The organism is Glutamicibacter ardleyensis (assembly GCF_014644555.1).
GTDB lineage: Bacteria > Actinomycetota > Actinomycetes > Actinomycetales > Micrococcaceae > Glutamicibacter > Glutamicibacter bergerei.
The window spans coordinates 988029-1004628 of the sequence record NZ_BMKX01000001.1; the positions used below are offsets into that span (position 1 = coordinate 988029).

The 16600-nt window shown below is 59.3% G+C and carries 18 protein-coding genes; 15 read left to right on the top strand and 3 right to left on the bottom strand.

What is annotated here, in order from left to right; genetic code table 11:
* Positions 1-164 precede the first annotated feature (164 nt).
* Together IEX04_RS04450 and IEX04_RS04455 are read left to right on the top strand one after the other, a co-directional pair.
* The gene (locus tag IEX04_RS04450) at positions 165-893 is read left to right on the top strand and encodes a hypothetical protein (protein ID WP_096254311.1); all 729 of its coding nucleotides are present in this window, start codon (positions 165-167) and stop codon (positions 891-893) included.
* A gap of 46 nt (positions 894-939) precedes the next feature.
* Positions 940-2169, top strand: a complete 1230-nt coding sequence (locus IEX04_RS04455; RefSeq protein ID WP_188683979.1) for a DNA recombination protein RmuC — start codon at positions 940-942, stop codon at positions 2167-2169.
* Here IEX04_RS04455 and IEX04_RS04460 read toward each other — a convergent pair.
* Positions 2166-2657, bottom strand: a complete 492-nt coding sequence (locus tag IEX04_RS04460; RefSeq protein WP_188683981.1) for a GNAT family N-acetyltransferase — start codon at positions 2655-2657, stop codon at positions 2166-2168. The two genes, IEX04_RS04455 and IEX04_RS04460, sit on opposite strands and share 4 nt — an antisense overlap.
* 65 nt (positions 2658-2722) lie before the next feature.
* A complete protein-coding gene (locus tag IEX04_RS04465) occupies positions 2723-3202 on the bottom strand; it encodes an inorganic diphosphatase (RefSeq protein ID WP_096254308.1) in 480 nt (159 codons plus the stop codon).
* Between the two features lie 98 nt (positions 3203-3300).
* Here IEX04_RS04465 and IEX04_RS04470 point away from each other — a divergent pair, with 98 nt between their 5' ends.
* From IEX04_RS04470 to panC, 13 genes are all read left to right on the top strand, one after another.
* Entirely contained in the window at positions 3301-4662 is a 1362-nt protein-coding gene (locus IEX04_RS04470) for a D-alanyl-D-alanine carboxypeptidase/D-alanyl-D-alanine-endopeptidase (RefSeq protein WP_188683983.1), read from the top strand.
* A gap of 9 nt (positions 4663-4671) precedes the next feature.
* Entirely contained in the window at positions 4672-5595 is a 924-nt protein-coding gene (locus IEX04_RS04475; protein WP_096254306.1) for an Rv3626c family coenzyme F420 biosynthesis-associated protein, read from the top strand.
* Positions 5592-6533 carry a tRNA lysidine(34) synthetase TilS gene (tilS, locus tag IEX04_RS04480; protein WP_188683990.1) on the top strand — a complete coding sequence of 314 codons (942 nt, stop codon included), beginning with the start codon at positions 5592-5594 and terminating at the stop codon, positions 6531-6533. Before IEX04_RS04475 ends, tilS begins: the two co-directional genes overlap by 4 nt.
* 66 nt (positions 6534-6599) lie before the next feature.
* Complete coding sequence (gene hpt / locus IEX04_RS04485; RefSeq protein WP_096254304.1) at positions 6600-7151, top strand: hypoxanthine phosphoribosyltransferase; 552 nt, start codon at positions 6600-6602, stop codon at positions 7149-7151.
* Positions 7152-7258: 107 nt separating this feature from the next.
* Positions 7259-9184, top strand: a complete 1926-nt coding sequence (gene ftsH / locus IEX04_RS04490; protein ID WP_096254303.1) for an ATP-dependent zinc metalloprotease FtsH — start codon at positions 7259-7261, stop codon at positions 9182-9184.
* 10 nt (positions 9185-9194) lie between these two features.
* Entirely contained in the window at positions 9195-9773 is a 579-nt protein-coding gene (gene folE / locus IEX04_RS04495) for a GTP cyclohydrolase I FolE (RefSeq protein WP_096254302.1), read from the top strand.
* Between the two features lie 5 nt (positions 9774-9778).
* Entirely contained in the window at positions 9779-10681 is a 903-nt protein-coding gene (folP, locus tag IEX04_RS04500; protein WP_188683992.1) for a dihydropteroate synthase, read from the top strand.
* On the top strand, positions 10668-11501 hold the full coding sequence (gene folK, locus IEX04_RS04505; protein WP_096254300.1) for a 2-amino-4-hydroxy-6-hydroxymethyldihydropteridine diphosphokinase: 834 nt from the start codon (positions 10668-10670) through the stop codon (positions 11499-11501). The genes folP and folK overlap by 14 nt, the downstream gene beginning before the upstream one ends.
* Positions 11498-11959, top strand: a complete 462-nt coding sequence (locus tag IEX04_RS04510; RefSeq protein WP_096254299.1) for a DUF3180 domain-containing protein — start codon at positions 11498-11500, stop codon at positions 11957-11959. The genes folK and IEX04_RS04510 overlap by 4 nt, the downstream gene beginning before the upstream one ends.
* A complete protein-coding gene (locus IEX04_RS04515) occupies positions 11940-12425 on the top strand; it encodes a PH domain-containing protein (protein ID WP_229676990.1) in 486 nt (161 codons plus the stop codon). Before IEX04_RS04510 ends, IEX04_RS04515 begins: the two co-directional genes overlap by 20 nt.
* Entirely contained in the window at positions 12422-13750 is a 1329-nt protein-coding gene (locus IEX04_RS04520; protein ID WP_188684001.1) for a PH domain-containing protein, read from the top strand. The genes IEX04_RS04515 and IEX04_RS04520 overlap by 4 nt, the downstream gene beginning before the upstream one ends.
* A 4-nt stretch (positions 13751-13754) precedes the next feature.
* Positions 13755-14621, top strand: a complete 867-nt coding sequence (locus tag IEX04_RS04525) for a Rossmann-like and DUF2520 domain-containing protein (protein WP_096254296.1) — start codon at positions 13755-13757, stop codon at positions 14619-14621.
* A gap of 8 nt (positions 14622-14629) precedes the next feature.
* On the top strand, positions 14630-15493 hold the full coding sequence (panC, locus tag IEX04_RS04530; RefSeq protein ID WP_188684003.1) for a pantoate--beta-alanine ligase: 864 nt from the start codon (positions 14630-14632) through the stop codon (positions 15491-15493).
* On the opposite strand, the gene IEX04_RS04535 is transcribed toward panC, so the two are convergent.
* Complete coding sequence (locus tag IEX04_RS04535) at positions 15494-16456, bottom strand: NAD(P)H-dependent flavin oxidoreductase (protein WP_188684005.1); 963 nt, start codon at positions 16454-16456, stop codon at positions 15494-15496.
* Between the last annotated feature and the right edge of the window lie 144 nt (positions 16457-16600).

A 16600-nucleotide genomic window follows, 5' to 3' on the forward strand; every position in this document is an offset into this window, starting at 1 on the left:
TTTCTGCTCGAATACTGCGTGATGGTCACTAGTCGGCTCGGTGTTTTCGATTGTTACGTGAAAAACCCAGGTATTTCGTATAATTTGTGTACCGGCAAGACCCGAAAAAACGCTTACTGACCAGTAGGTAAAGGCAAGGTTAAAGGTCTGCGAAGATGAGGGGCATGAAGGTATTGCATCGACTGCTGGGGGCCGCGCTGTCGGGCGTGCTGTTGCTGACCGCTTGCGCTCCAGGGCAGCGGTCGGCGCAAGGTGAGAACCCGTCCGGACCCTGCGAATCGGCGAATCAGGTGAAGCCCGAATATGAGTTGAGCCAGCGGGTGACCTTCGTGCTCGCCGCCGGTTACGGGGAAAATTCGGTGGACATCACCCACTGCCTGCTATCGGAGGGCGGGTACAGCGAACAATGGCGGGCCAAGGGGTTTTCCGGAAGCACCGGTTTTGCCAAACCCGGGCCGGTGTACGTCAATTCGCTGCTCAGCCCCACCGGTTCCTATTCGGTGACCGAAGCCTTTGGCCGAACAAATCCCGGCACCAACCTGCCCTATGAAAAATTGCGGCAGGATTCATACTGGGGTGGCCGCCATAGTGCGCACTTCAACAATTATTTTGAGGGTGCGGGCCAGTTCCCCGACGAGCCGCTGTGGAAATACATGCAGGCCGGGGACTACGAACAGGCTGCCGTCATTAACTACAACAGGCCCCCGGAGGGGCAACCGGTACCAGGGCAGAGCTTCGCCATTTTTCTGCATGCGGGCATGCGGGCCACCTGGGGATGCATCTCCACCGACTTGGGCACCGTCGAGAAATATTTGCGTCAGACACAGCCCGGAGACCGGATCGTGATGGGCGTGAAGTCAGAAATCTTCGGACCCACAACGAGCCCAGCCTAAGCAACCTGCAGCTATTGTGTCCCAGGGCGCTGCTAGTAATGGGTACATGAATGTTGTGCTGCTGGTGTTGTTAATAATTAATATCCTTTTGGTGCTCTGCGCGATGGCGCTGCTGGTTCGCCGCACCGGATCCGTGGATCCGGACTCGATCGCCGCCAGCGTGCGCGCCACCCACGGTGAGTTGCGTCAGGATCTGGGGGCGCAGCGTGGAGAACTGCGTGAATCCTTGGGCGAGGTCCGCCGCGATAATGAGGCGCGCTTGGAGATGATCCGCGCCACCGTGGATGGCAAGATCAGTTCGCTGAGCCAGTCCAATCGGCAGATGCACAGCCAGCTGCAGGCGGCATTGCGCGAAGAACTGGAATTGCTGCGCGTCGGCAACGAGGCAAAGCTGGAAAAAATGCGTGAAACCGTCGACGAGAAACTGCAGGGCACCTTGGAGAAACGGCTCGGTGAAAGCTTCGAACTAGTGAGCAAACGGCTCGAAATGGTGCAGCAGGGTCTGGGCGAAATGCAGAACCTCGCAGCCGATGTCGGCGGGCTTAAGCGGGTGCTGACCAACGTGAAGAGCCGTGGCACCTGGGGCGAGGTACAGCTGGCACGCCAGCTCGAAGATATTCTCACCGCGGAGCAGTATGCGCAGAACGTGGTGATCAAACCCGAGACCAGGGATAGCGTCGAATTTGCGGTGAAGATGCCTGGGCATGATGAAACGCCGGTGTACCTGCCGATCGACTCGAAGCTGCCGCAAGAAGACTATGAGCGGCTCTTGGACGCCCAGGAATCGGGTGACAAGGAAGCCATCGTAAAGGCCAGCAAGGCGCTGGATCGGGCAATTATCGAGCAGGCCAAATTGATCTCGGCCAAGTACATCGCCCCGCCGTACAGCACAGATTTTGCGATCATGTATCTGCCCACCGAGGGGCTCTTTGCCGAGGTGGTGCGTCGCCCGGGGCTGGCCAGTAAACTGCAGACCGAACACCGGGTGCTGGTCACCGGACCCACCACGCTGATGAGTCTGCTCAACTCGCTGCAGATGGGTTTCAGAACCCTGGCAATCGAAGCGCGCAGCAGCGAGGTATGGCAGGTGCTTGCTGCGGCCAAAGCGGAATTCCGCAAGTATGGAGATGTGTGGGACAAGCTGGGCAAGCAGCTATCTGCGGCGCAAAATACCGTGCAAAGCGCTGGGACGCGCACCCGCGCGGTGGAGCGGACGCTGCGCGAAGTCGAAAATTTGCCAGATGAGACGGTGCTGGAAACCGCGCTTGGCCGCTAGCGGCGTAGCTTATATCCCACGTGCGAGGCGGTGAACCCCAGCCGCTCATAAAAACGATGTGCGTCGGCCCGCGAGTTATCCGAGGTCAGTTGGATCAGGTCGGCGTCGCAGGCAGGTGCGGCCTGATCGATGACCCAGCGCAGCAGTGCCTTGCCAAGTCCGCGCGAGCGATGCTCCGCGCGCACGCGCACCGCCTCAACATTGAGCCGGGTGGAGCCGCCCCGAGAAATTCCGGGAATGCGAGTCAGCTGAAGCATGGCGATGATTTGGGTACCTTGCACACCAACAATGAGCTCATTTCCACCATCCGCGATGATCTGTGCCAGTGCGCGCGCATGGCCGGCATCGCGCGAATAGGGCGCCTCCCGGCTAGCGCTGAGCGGATCATCGCTGAGTAGTTCCAGCAGCTGAGCCAGGTCGCCCGGTGCGGCGCGGCGCAGCTGCACCAGCGCGTTAAGGGGTGCGGGCAATGTGAGTGCGTCGAGCATCAGCAACCTTTCGTGGGGGACAGCAAAGGGCGGGCACCATAATGGTCCCCGCCCTCTGATCGTACTTAAGCCTTAAAACGCTCGATGGAGCGTGCCAGCTCGGCCTCGGCGGCCTCGCGACCTTCCCAGCCCTCAGCCTTAACCCACTTGCCCGGTTCCAGGTCCTTGTAACGGGTGAAGAAGTGCTCGATCTCCTTGATCAACCACTCATCCATGTCTTCAAGTTCCTTGATGTGATCAAAGCGCTTGTCGGTCGGGACGCACAGCAGCTTCGCGTCTCCACCGCCATCATCGGTCATGTTGAAGACGCCGATAGGGCGCGACTCAACGATGACACCAGGGATCAAATCGACGCCCGGGATGAAGACCATGGCATCCAAAGGATCGCCATCTTCGCCGAGGGTTTCGTCGAAGTAACCGTAGTGGGTTGGGTACTGCATGGCAGTAAAGAGCACACGATCCAGGCGCAAGCGGTGGGTCTCGTGGTCGATTTCGTACTTGACGCGTGATCCCGTTGGGATCTCGATGGTCACGTCGTGGCGCATAAAAAGCACACTCCTAAACTAGTCTTAGGGATATCCGCTAATAAGCGTAGCGCCCCCAAGGGATTAAGTAGCTAAACTTTCGAGAGGAACCTGCTCACATGAACATTGCCTTCCGACGCGTCATGACGCTTGGAGTGGCACTGTTAGCAGTGCTGGGCATGGCGACGGCGATGTTCCTCTCGCCGCGCACCTTCACCGGTGAGCCCGCCGCACATTACCTGAGCGCGAGTGCCACGACCCCCGAGGCCGCACCGGTCACCGTGAAGGATCTGAACCCCGAAGCGCCAATGCCGGACCAGGCCAAACTCACCGCGCAACTGGACGCGATCCTTGCTACCAAGCCCGATAAAACCTCGTTTAACGCACAAGTGGTCGACGTTGCTAGCGGCCAGGTGCTCTACGACAAGAATTCGCAGACCCCCGGAACTCCGGCCTCAAGCCTGAAGGTTGCCACCGCGGTGGCGGCCTTGGATACCTTCGGCGGGGATCATCGGTTAGCGACCAGCGTCTGGTTAGACGGGGACACCTTGGTGCTGCGCGGCGGTGGCGACGTGCTGCTCGGCGATGGTCAATCGAATCCGGCACATCCCAAAGGCTATGCGGGGCTGGCAACCTTGGCGGAGCAGACCGCTAAGGAGCTCAAAGCGCGTGGGGTAAGCGAGGTAAAACTTTGGTTAGACGATTCACTGTTCGGCGACGCGCAGGTTAATCCGGCCTGGGACAAGTCCTTGTTCACCTCGAACAATATTGGTGACGTGTACCCGATCGCGCACTATGCTGGCCGCGCCACCGAGAGTACCCGCTCGGCGTACCAATCAGATGCTGCCCAGCAGGTGCGCAAGGTGTTTAGCGCCGCACTGAGCAAAGAGGTTGGGGTCAGCGAGGGCGGCCGGGGAGCCTATGGCGGCGGGGAGCAAATCACGCAAGTTCTCTCCGCACCGCTACGTGATCAGACCAAGCACATGCTGCTGGTTTCGGATAATTACCTCACCGAAACCATGGGCCGACTTGTTGCGGTGAAAAAAGGGCTAGACCCGAAGCAGGCCGGCTTGGCGGTGCAACAGGTCGCCGAGGCATATGGCGCAACCGGCATATCTTTGGTGGATGCCAGCGGGCTAGCGGCCAGCAACAAAATTTCACCGGCAGCGTTGACCACCTTATTGCGTGCAGCGGCCACCAGTGGCAAGGCCGAACTGCGTGAATTGGTGTACTCCTTACCGGTAGCCGGCTACAACGGAACGCTGATGACCCGGCTGGCTTCGGATCAAACTCTAGGTCTGGTCCGTGCCAAAACCGGATCCCTATCTGGAGTTGCCACACTGACCGGAATGACACTCACCGAGGACGGGCGGCTCATCGCCTTTAGCATTTTTGCCGCGCAACCTGACGGAGCGTTGGCACCACATAAGCAAACTATCGACCAGGCAGTCACCGCCCTGCGCGGATGCGGTTGCCGGTAGGAGAAAATCATGAGCCAGTTCATCGATTGGGACCTTGCGGTCGGCACGGCTAAAACCTTGATGCCCGCCGGACCAGCGCTCAGTGCTAAGCAAGCGGCGCGCATCGTCGAGGAGCTGCGTATCGCAGCCGGGCAGGGGTTGCGCGAGGCGGAGAAAATCTCGAAGCTGACCAGCACCGCGCCCTCACAAACCCTGGTGGTAGACCGTGGCGGTTGGGCTAAGGCGGTCAGCCAGAACTTCGCAGCGATGCTTCCCGAGCTGCCGCACACCCCCAGCGCGTTACCGCTGATCGCCGGCGCCGAGCTTGGCGCGGTGCTCTCAATTCTGGGCACCCGGGTGCTTGGCCAGTTTGATCCTTTCGCTGGCCCGAGATTGCTGCTCAACGCCCCAACGATCACACAAATCCGCGGCGAACTGAACCTTAATGCACGCGATTTTTACCTCTGGATCGCCACCCACGAACAGACTCACCGACTGCAGTTTGAACACGCCCCGTGGATTCCCGTAGTCATGAAGCAGATCCTCGCCGAGGTTTTTGAACCCCTGGGTGAGAAAACCAACTCAATGAATGACATCGGTGCACGGGTGAAATCCATGCGTAGCGAGGTCGGGGAACTGACCAGCATCATGTCGGTGCTTGAGGGCCATGCCATGGTCGTGATGAATGATGTCTCCAGCATCGCAAGCATCAAGACCATTCAAAATCGTTTTACCGCCCGCGGTAAAAATCGTTCACCGTGGGCCACCTGGATTGGCAAGCTGCTGGGCATGGACGCCAAGGCGCGCCAGTATGAGCGCGGCGCGAAGTTCGTGCGCCATCTGGTCGATGAGATCGGGTACGCGGAATTTAACACTATTTTCAGCGCCCGGGAACTTTTCCCCAGCTCCGAGGAGCTCGATAACCCGGCGCTCTGGCTGGCCCGTACTCGATGAGTCGACCCATCGATCTGGCCCGCAACCAGATCATCCGACTCGCGGCGCCGCATACGTTGCTGGGCATCTCCGGTGGTGCCGACTCGATGGCCCTGGCGATTGCCGCTAGTCAACTACTGCGCGATACCCGCTTCGGGGTGGTGATCGTGGATCACGGCCTGCAAGCCGGCAGCGATCGGGTAGCGCAGCATGCCGCGAGCCAATGCGCCGAACTGGGTTTTACGCAGGTACAGATCAAAACCGTGAGTACCAGCGGTGACGAGGCCTCGGCGCGAACTGCGCGTTATGCCGCCTTCGAACAAGCCCTGAGCGAATCCGGGGCGCAACGCTTACTGCTGGCACACACCAAGGACGACCAAGCCGAACAGGTGCTCTTAGGAATTCTGCGCGGATCCGGTACTCGGACTCTGGCCGGTATTCCGCCGATCCGCGGCCGGTACGCCAGGCCGCTACTGGAACTGACCCGAGCCGACACCGAATCGATCTGTCAGCGGGCTGGAGTCGATTATTGGGAAGATCCAAGTAATACAGACACCGCCTATCGACGTAATCACATCCGCCACAAAGTGCTCCCATTTCTGCGTGAGCAGCTTGGTGGGCAGCTGACCGAATCACTGGCTCGCACCGCGCGGCTGGCGGCCGCGGATGCCGAGGCGCTGGAGGCGTGGGCGCATCAAGCCTGGGAACAGTCCCGCGGAACACAGGGTATAAACCTGCAGGTTCTTCAGAGTTTTCCGCCGGCTATTGGCTCGCGGGTACTGCGCCTGGCGGCTGCCGAGGCCGGGGCGCGGAACCTGAGCAGCGAACGAACTTCGGCTCTCTGCGCGCTGGCCGGGGTGGGTACGAATAAGTCACGTTCCGCCGGTCCGGTGCAGTTGGACGGGAAAATTAGTGCGTTTCGGCGCTCGTCGGTGATAGTTTTCACCACCACCAGATGAACAACACTAAACTAAATGTGGCACTCTAGTTGAGTACCCCACCTTTCAAGAATCAGGAGAACCCTCGTGGATTCGAACACTGTCAAGGCCGATCTGGCGCATGTCCTTTATACCAAGGAAGAAATCCAGGCTCGTATCGAAGAGCTGGCAGCACAGATTGATACGGATTACGAGGGACGCGACATCCTCGTGGTCGGCGTGCTTAAGGGTGCGGTGATGGTCATGGCTGACCTCGTCCGCGCGCTGAAGTCCCACCTGTCCATGGACTGGATGGCGGTCTCCTCCTACGGTTCGGGCACCCAGTCCTCCGGCGTAGTTCGCATCCTTAAGGATCTGGACACCGACCTGATGGGTAAGCACGTGCTGATCGTTGAAGACATCATCGACTCGGGTCTGACCCTGTCGTGGTTGAAGGCGAACCTGGAATCCCGTGGCCCAGCCTCGGTAGAAATTTGCACCCTGCTTCGTAAGCCGGAAGCCGCAAAGGTAGAAATCGACGTGAAGTACGTCGGCATGAACATCCCGAACGAATTTGTGGTTGGTTACGGTCTGGACTACGCGGAAAAGTACCGCAACCTTGACTGCGTGGGCACCTTGGCTCCGCACATCTACGAGTAGGGAACTTTTAACGCCACTTGGGCGTTGAACTGTATCGAAGGTGGCGTTGCCCGGACGCCGGCAGAACGCGTGAGGGGGATGCGGAAGGTACGGGACCTTTCGGATCGATGAAAACTAAGAAGATTTTTAACAGCTGGATCATTTGGGTCCTGGTCGGTGTGACCGCAATGGTGTTGTTCCTGCCGATGGTATTTGGCAACGGTTCGGCAAGCGTGGATACCTCGGTAGGGCTGAACCAACTTACCAGCGGTAACGCCACCGAAGCGAAGATCTTCGACGGAGATCAGCGAGTAGACCTGACCCTGCGCGACGCGCTAAACGTCGACGGGGTGGACAAGGGAAAGAAAGTTTCCTTCTACTACTCCATTCCCCGCGCCGATCAAGTGGTCGACGCGATGAACGAAGCCAAGCTTGCCAAGTTCACCGATCAGCCGGTAGAAAACAACTGGCTGCTGTCGATGCTCGGCATTATCATCCCCTTTATCCTGATCGCAGGCATCTTCTGGTTCATTCTGGCGCGTAGCCAGGGTGGCGGCTCGAAGGTGATGCAGTTCGGCAAGTCCAAGGCGAAACTCATCACCAAGGACATGCCACAGGTGACCTTCGTGGACGTGGCCGGCGCGGACGAGGCGGTGGAAGAACTTCACGAAATTAAGGAGTTCCTCCAAGAGCCTGCGAAGTTCCTGGCCCTGGGCGCGAAGATCCCTAAGGGCGTGCTGCTCTACGGTCCTCCGGGTACCGGTAAAACCCTGCTCGCCAAGGCTGTAGCCGGCGAAGCGCAGGTCCCGTTCTACTCAATTTCGGGTTCCGACTTTGTTGAAATGTTCGTCGGCGTTGGCGCCTCACGCGTGCGTGACCTGTTTGAACAGGCTAAGACCAACTCTCCGGCAATTATCTTCGTCGATGAGATCGACGCCGTGGGTCGGCACCGTGGTGCTGGCATCGGCGGCGGCAACGACGAACGCGAACAGACGCTGAACCAGCTGCTGGTCGAGATGGACGGCTTTGATGCCTCCACCAACGTCATCCTGATCGCCGCGACCAACCGTCCGGACGTGCTTGATCCGGCGCTGCTGCGCCCGGGACGTTTTGACCGTCAGATCCCGGTGGAAGCACCTGACTTGGCCGGCCGTGAGCAGATTCTGAAGGTTCACTCGGCGGGCAAGCCAATGGATGAGACCGTGGACATGCATGCGGTAGCGAAGAAGACCCCGGGCTACACCGGTGCCGACTTGGCCAACGTACTGAACGAAGCGGCGCTGTTGACCGCCCGTTCGAACGCAAACTTGATTGATGACCGTGCGCTGGACGAAGCGATCGACCGCGTCATGGCCGGACCGCAGAAGCGTACCCGCCTGATGGACGAGCACGAACGTAAGGTCACCGCCTATCACGAGGGTGGCCACGCGCTCGTCGCCGCGGCGATGAACCAGACCGCACCGGTCACCAAGATCACCATCTTGCCGCGTGGCCGCGCACTGGGTTACACCATGGTGGTTCCGGAATCCGATAAGTATTCGGTGACCCGTAACGAACTGCTGGACCAGATGGCTTACGCCATGGGTGGCCGCGTCGCCGAGGAGATCGTCTTCCACGATCCATCCACCGGCGCGTCCAACGATATCGAGAAGGCTACCGATACCGCCCGCAAGATGGTCACCGAGTACGGCATGAGCGAGAAGGTTGGCGCGGTGCGCTTGGCTTCCTCGGCGGCCGCACAGGGCATGGGTACGGCCACCCGCGAGTTCTCCGACGAGATGGCCCACCTGGTGGACGAGGAGGTGCGTGCGCTCATCGAGCAGGCGCACGACGACGCATACGCGGCGTTGACCGCCAACCGTCACGTGCTGGACCGTTTGGCCTTGGCTTTGCTGGAGCGCGAAACGCTGAACCAGAAAGAAATCGCGGATCTGTTCGTCGACCTGGTTAAGCGCGATAAGCGTGAGGTTTGGTTGAGCAATGATGCGCGTCCGGTCCACGAAGAAGGACCGATATTAAGCCCAAAGGAGCGCGCGGCGCAGTCAACCGACTAGTATCGAAGTCGTGATTGAAGAGACGAAGATCGACCAGCCGCGTATCGCCGCCGCGGTCCGCGAAATCCTTGAAGCCATTGGCGAAGATCCGGACCGTGACGGTTTGCTCGATACCCCCAAGCGGGTAGCGAAGGCCTACGCAGAATTTTTTGCCGGTTTGCATCAGGACGCCGCCGAGCACCTGTCCACCACCTTTGACATCGAACATGATGAGATGGTGTTGGTGAAGGACATCGCGTTCTACTCCACCTGCGAGCACCACCTGGTGCCGTTTTACGGGACCGCGCATATTGGTTACATTCCGGGCAAGGGTGGCAAGGTCACCGGGCTCAGTAAGTTGGCGCGCCTGGTCGAGGTCTTCGCCCGCCGCCCACAGGTCCAAGAACGTTTGACCACACAAATCGTTGACGCGCTGGTAGAACATCTGGAACCCTCCGGCGCGATCGTCGTGATCGAATGTGAGCATATGTGCATGTCGATGCGCGGGGTACGCAAGCCCGGTGCGAAGACGGTCACCAGTGCGGTGCGCGGCCAGCTGCGTGAAACCGCGACGCGTGCCGAAGCCATGAGCCTAATCCTCGGAAGGTAAAACCTATGTCACTTGGAGCTATCCCGGGCACCGGCCCGAACACCAGCCCGTTGTCCGTGGTCCGTAAGTCGAAGCGCAAAACCTTCGCCGAGCTGCCCACCGGGCGTACCTTGGTGATGGGAATCTTAAATGTCACCGAGGATTCTTTCTCCGATGGCGGGCAGTATCTGGCCATCGACAAGGCGCTGGATCACGGTCTGAAGCTGCTCTACGCCGGAGCGGACATTATCGACGTCGGCGGTGAATCCACCCGCCCCGGAGCCAAGGATGTTGATCCAGCTCTGGAGCAGGCGCGGATCATTCCGGTCATCGAGGCGTTGGCCAAAGCCGGTGCGGTGATTTCCGTGGACACCATGCACGTATCTACCGCCCGCGCGGCAATTACGGCCGGCGCACACCTGATTAACGACGTTTCCGGGCTGACCTATGAAGCGGGTATGGCCGAACTGATCGCAGAAACCGGTGTCCCCTACGTACTCATGCACCGTCGCGGTACCGCCGCGGATATGGTGCGCCAGGCGAACTACACCGACGTGGTCACCGAGGTGGTGGCCGAACTACGTACCCTGCGCGACGAATTTGTGGCCAAGGGCGTCAAGCCAGAACAGCTGATCATCGATCCCGGACTGGGCTTCGCCAAGGATGCGGCGCATAACTGGGCGTTGCTGGCGAATCTGGCGGCGGTCGAAGAACTAGGTCACCGCGTGCTGGTGGGCACCAGCCGCAAGCGTTTCCTCGGCGAACTGCTGGCCGACGGTGGCACCCCGCGCGAACCACTAGGACGCGATGGAGCCACCGCGGCTACCACCGCACTGGCAGCCCGCGACGGCGTCTGGGCGGTGCGCGTGCACGATGTGGCGGGCAGCCGCGACGCGCTGGAAGTCGTGAAGGCTTATGGATCGAATTAGTATCGACGGAATTTGCGCCACCGGCTATCACGGAGTCTTCGACTTCGAGAAGCGCGAGGGTCAAGAATTCCGCATCGACGTCGTGCTCCACGTGGACATCACCCGCGCCGCGCTCAGCGACAATGTTGTTGACACCGTGGACTACGGGGCGGTGAGCCAGCTGGTTGTCGAGCAGATTAAGGCCGGGCCCTGGGATCTCATTGAAAAGCTCGGATTGCAGATAGCAGATGCAATTTTGGGCACCTGGCCCACGGTGGCAACCGTGGATGTGGTGGTGCACAAACCACAAGCGCCGATCCCGGTGCCTTTCTCAGACGTGTCCATCGCCTTGACTCGCCACCAGCAGTTGCACACCGCGATTATTGCGCTGGGCGCTAACCTCGGCGATAGCCAAGGCACCCTGCGCGCGGCGATCGCCGAACTTGCCGAGCATGTTCAGGTGTTGCAAACCTCCCCGGTGGCGATCACCAAACCCGTGGGTGGACCACCGGATCAGCCCGATTACACCAATCAGGTCATCAAGGTGCGCACCACCCTGGGGCCTCACGAACTACTGGATTTAGCTCAGCGTATCGAAGCGAATCATCACCGTACCCGCCAGGTGCGCTGGGAAGCGCGCACCTTGGATTTGGACTTGATCACCTACGATCAGCTTGAACTAGATGATGAGCGCTTGACCTTACCTCACCCGCGGGCGCATATTCGCGGATTTGTGCTGGCCCCGTGGAGCTGGATGGACGCCGATGCGGTACTGCACGGACAGCTGGTTTCCCGGCTCGCGCAGTCAGCCGCTGATACCAAGGACATCATCAGGCTATGAACCGGCTTAAGTTGCGCACGCTGATCTGGTGCATGCTGCTTGGCGGCGTGCTGGGCTGGGTAACGTTACGCCTGCTCACGGCCGCGGGCAGATTCTCCCCGGTGCTGGACTACACGGCACTGTTTTCCCTCGGGGCGGTGTGCGCGGTCATTCTTTTTCTGGGTATTCGGGTCAAACGCTCAACGCTGGGCCGATCACATATTGATCCGATAGCCGCCGCACGTACCCTAGTGCTCGCACAGGCCGCAGCCTATGCCGGCGCATTAATAACAGGCTGGCACCTGGCCCCGCTGATTACCTTAGTATTCGTTTCCGGACCTAGCCCCACGCTGACTCGTGCGCTGGTGCTCGCCGGATCGGGGATACTGATGGTGATCATCGGCTACATCGTTCAGCACCTTTGCAAACTACCGCCCGAGGACACCGATGAAAACACCGATGGAATCGTTACCGAATAATTTCACTGCGGTAGACCCCGACTACTTTAAGGTCAAGCTGGTCAACTGGTCGATCCAGAGCAGCTGCTACCTGTTGGTCGCGCTACTGCCGCTAATCCTGCGACTGTTCGGCCTCCCAGCGCCCTGGTGGCTGGTGATCGTGCCCCCGGTACTCGTCATCGGAATTGCCCTGCTGGTTTTGCGCATCCTGCGCCGTCAGGTTCGCGCCCTCGGTTACCAAGAACGAACCGAGGATCTAGTGGTGCGCTCCGGAGTGCTGTGGCGCAAACAACTGGTCATTCCCTATGGGCGGATGCAATATGTGGAAGTGACCTCTGGCCCGGTGGAACGCCGTTACGGTCTGTGTAAGCTGACGCTGAATACCGCAGCCGGCGCGGCCACCGCGGTTATCCCGGGGCTGCGGGCGGAAACCGGTGAAGAGCTTCGTGAACGATTGGTCGCGGCCGGCGAGGCGAACCAGCTATGAATCAGTGGCAGCGAGTACACCCGGCAAGTCCCTTCGTGCACGGCTGGCTGGCCATCGTCGGGCTGTTGTGGGTGTACTGGCAAAATACCGATGAACTGTCCTGGGCGGACCGGTTCTCTGGTAGCCGGCTGACCTGGACCGTGGCCATCGGCTCGGCAGCGCTGCTATTGGTGCTCATTTTTTATGCGCTGTCGTGGTATTTCACCCGCTATAAGATCAGCGAAACTCATGTCTACGTGAATTCCGGAATGATCTTCCGCAGTCAAAAACAGGCACGCATCGACAAGGTGCAGGGTATCGATATCGCCCAACCTTTGGTGGCGCGCCTGCTGGGATTAGCCGAGCTGCGCTTTGATGTGGCCGACGGTTCAGCCTCGGTGATGCGCCTGTCGTTTTTACGCAAGGCCCACGCGCACCAGTTGCGTACCGAAATCCTGGCCTTGGCCCAGGGAGAAGTAGCCGCGCCTAGCGAAGATGTGGAACAGCCTCCGGCCGCGGAACCAGTTCCGCTGATGGCCAAGGTGCCGGCCGGGCGCCTGCTTGCTTCCTTGCTGTTGCGCGTGCCGACAATCATCGGGTTACTCGGAGCGCTAAGCGTGGGGATCGTGAGCATCACCGGCAACGGTGCATTTGTTGCCGGTTTGCTGCCGATTCTGCTCGGCTTCGGCGGTTGGTTCTACAAAGAACTGAACAACTCCTGGAATTTCAGCGCCAGCGCCACAGATACCGGATTGCGGATCAGTCATGGGCTGGCCGATACCAAACAACAGTCATTGCCCGCCGGGCGCGTGCAGTCGATCCAGGTCAGCTCGCCGGCCTTCTGGCGTCTACTTGGTTGGTACCGGGTAGAGGTCAATGCGCTGGGCGTGGGTGATGAGGAATTTTCAAACCTCTTGGTGCTTCCGGTCGGCGACTTTAACGCCGTCACCCAGGTGATGGGGATCTTGTTGCCGGACCTCAGCGCGGAGAATCAGCGTGAGGTCCTGTTGACTGCCATCACCACCGGCACCACACACGGTTTTATCAATTCACCGGTGCGAGCTAAAACGCTCTCCCCGGGAGCTTGGAAACATCAGGCATTTCTTGCAACACAAAATTGTGTCATCACCCGCTTCGGCTGGCTTTCGCGCAGTGCAGCCTTTGTGCCGCACAACAGAATCCAAGGGATGGGTTGGCAACAGGGTCCGTGGGAGCGTCGCCACGATCTTGCCGGGGTGAGGCTTTATAGCGCCGGTGGCACGATTATTGGATACCTGCATCAGCTAGACGCGTCGGTAGCCAGCGAATTTTTTGCGGTGCAAGCGAAGCGCCAGGTTGAAAGGTAACACCATGGACGCACCACGCTTAGGTATTGGAATCATCTCCGCCGGGAAGGTGGGAGTTGTTCTTGGAGCCGCACTGGCGGCCTCTGGGCACCGAATCACCGGGGTCCACGCGGTCTCCGAAACCTCACGCGAGCGTGCTGATGCACTGCTTCCGGGCGTTCAAATCCTCGATCCGGCCGAAATCTTGCGACGCAGCGAGCTGGTGATCTTTGCGGTCCCAGATGACGTGCTGGGCGAACTCGTCCAGGGGCTAGCCGCAGGTGGCCACTTTGTCACCGGGCAGCTGGTGGCGCACACCGCGGGACGCTATGGCATTGGGATTCTGGAACCTGCAATAGCCGCCGGTGCCTTCGGCCTGGCGATCCACCCGGCGATGACCTTCACCGGGATGTCTATGGACCTGCACCGACTGACCGACTGTGTTTTTGCGGTCACCGCAGATGAAATCATGCTCCCGGTCGCGCAGGCGCTGGTAGTGGAGATGCGTGGGGAGCCGGTGGTGATTGCCGAGCAAGATCGCGTTAGCTACCATGCGGCGCTGGCGCATGCGGCAAATCATCTAAATACTATTACCGCGCAATCGGCGGATATGCTGCGCCGCATTGGCGTGGAAGATCCCTCAGCCACCTTGCGTGCTCTGATGAGTGCGAGCCTGGACAACGCCTTACGCTCCGGGGCTTTAGCGTTGACCGGACCTGTGGCCCGAGGCGATGTGGGTACCGTGCAGGCGCATCTGACGTCGATGGCTAAAGACCAACAAGATACCCAAGACAGCTACCGTAGTTTGTCCCGGGCTACCGCCATGCGGGCCGCGGCGCTTGGCCGAATTTCTCAGGCGACTCTTCAAGAATTGTTGCAGGTTCTAGAATAGAGTCCGTGATGACCCCGATGATTGTTCATACTCGCGAAGAGCTGAAGTCTGCGATTGCGCACGCCAACCCGAAGTCCTTGGGCTTTGTTCCAACGATGGGGGCGTTGCACGAAGGCCACGAGCGTCTTTTTGACAAGGCGCGTGCCGAAAACGAGCTGGTTGTCATCTCGATTTTTGTTAACGAGCTGCAGTTTAATGATGCGCAGGATTACGCCAACTATCCGCGAGACCTGGATACCGATCTTGTCATGGCCACGCGTGCCGGGGTTGACATTGTCTTTGCGCCACCGGCCGAGGAAATCTACCATGCTGGCAAACCGCTCATTCAGTTACACAGCGGCATATTGGGTGAAATGTATGAAGGTGCCTCACGCCCCGGACATTTTGATGGCATGCTCGCCGTCGTTGCAAAACTTTTACATCTAGCGGACCCTCGGCAGGGCGAATATCGCGCTTACTTTGGGCAGAAGGACGCACAGCAACTGGCGCTGATTCGGCGGATGGTGGCAGACCTGGATTACCCAGTGGAATTATGTTCGGTGCCAATCGTGCGTAGCGCTAGGGGGCTGGCTCTCTCTAGCCGCAACGCATTGCTTAACGCCGAACAGTTGGAAGCAGCATTAGTACTGCATCGCGCGATCGAACTAATTGCTTCACGCGCGGCACGCCATGAACCGCTCAATATCGACGATGCTTTGGGCCTATTCCAAATGGAACCGTCTGTAGAGCTCGACTACTTTGTAGTGGTGGATCCCAATACCCTCCAAGAGCTGGCATTCATCTGCCAAGACACGCCCTTTACCGGTGAAGCCCTAATTTTGGTGGCGGCAAAGGTTGGCGGCGTGCGGTTGATCGACAACCAGCCGATCTAATTAGCCGAAGCGCCGGGCGGTCTGTGCCAAGATCTGCCGGAATTGCGCTAGTTCCTCTATGATCTGTGCAGCGCTTTGCTCGCCGTGGACGAACGCCACCGCTTCGCCGGCATACACGGGGGCCATGGAAACCTGCGCCTGCGCGCGGGCAGTCAGCATCTGCTCACGCAGGGGATCACCGGCAGCGGCTTGAAGCCCAGCGATATCCCCGGCCCAGCGTTGACTGAAGTCGTTGTCTAATGCCCGACCGCCAAATTCCTCTGCCCAAGGCAGTTGCTGGGCGATATCAAATGCTCGGGTGTAGACGGTGTCATCTAGCCCGGCTGCCAGTACCGCAGCCTTGACGTTCTGATGCCCGGTGGATTCCGTACATGCCAAAAAGCGTGTCCCTATCCAAGCTGCCTCAGCTCCTGCCGATAGGCCAGCGGCAACACCCCGCGCGGTTCCGATGCCACCAGCTGCAATGACGGGCTTACGATTCTGCGCGGTAGCTAGCTGAAGTAGTGAAAGTGTTCCTGCTTCGTTTCGGCCATGTCCGCCTCCCTCACCGCCGCGGGCGATGACAATATCGATATCATCGTGCATCGCGCGAGCTAAATCCGTGGCGTTTCCAACCTGCATGGCGGTCAGTACCCCAGCTTCATGGGCTAGCGCGGCACTTCTCGTGGGATCTCCGAAACTCAGCACGACCAACGAGGGGTCGTAGTTAAGGAACGCTTCTAATGGACTTAGATCGTTTTCTAATGACCAAGCCATGAAACCAACACCCCAGGGAGAATCAGTTGAGGCAAGATGTGCTGCCTGAGTAGAGATCCATTCTTCGGTAGGTGAAGCAGGGCAGCCGATCATCCCAACCCCGCCGGCTGCGCTCACTGAGGCGGCAAGCTTACCGCCAGCGGCTCCGGCCATCGATGCGTTAAAGATTGGTTCACGGTATCCAAGGAGTGTTTGAAGGTCGCTCATAAGCCCAGATTAGAACAGGGATCTGAATGTGACCTAGAACGTGGCCACCCGATTTGTGCGAACCTGAAAACCTATGTATAGTTATTCTCTGTTGCCGAAACGAAAACAACGTGGAATACACGAAGAATTCATTCGGTAGCAAAG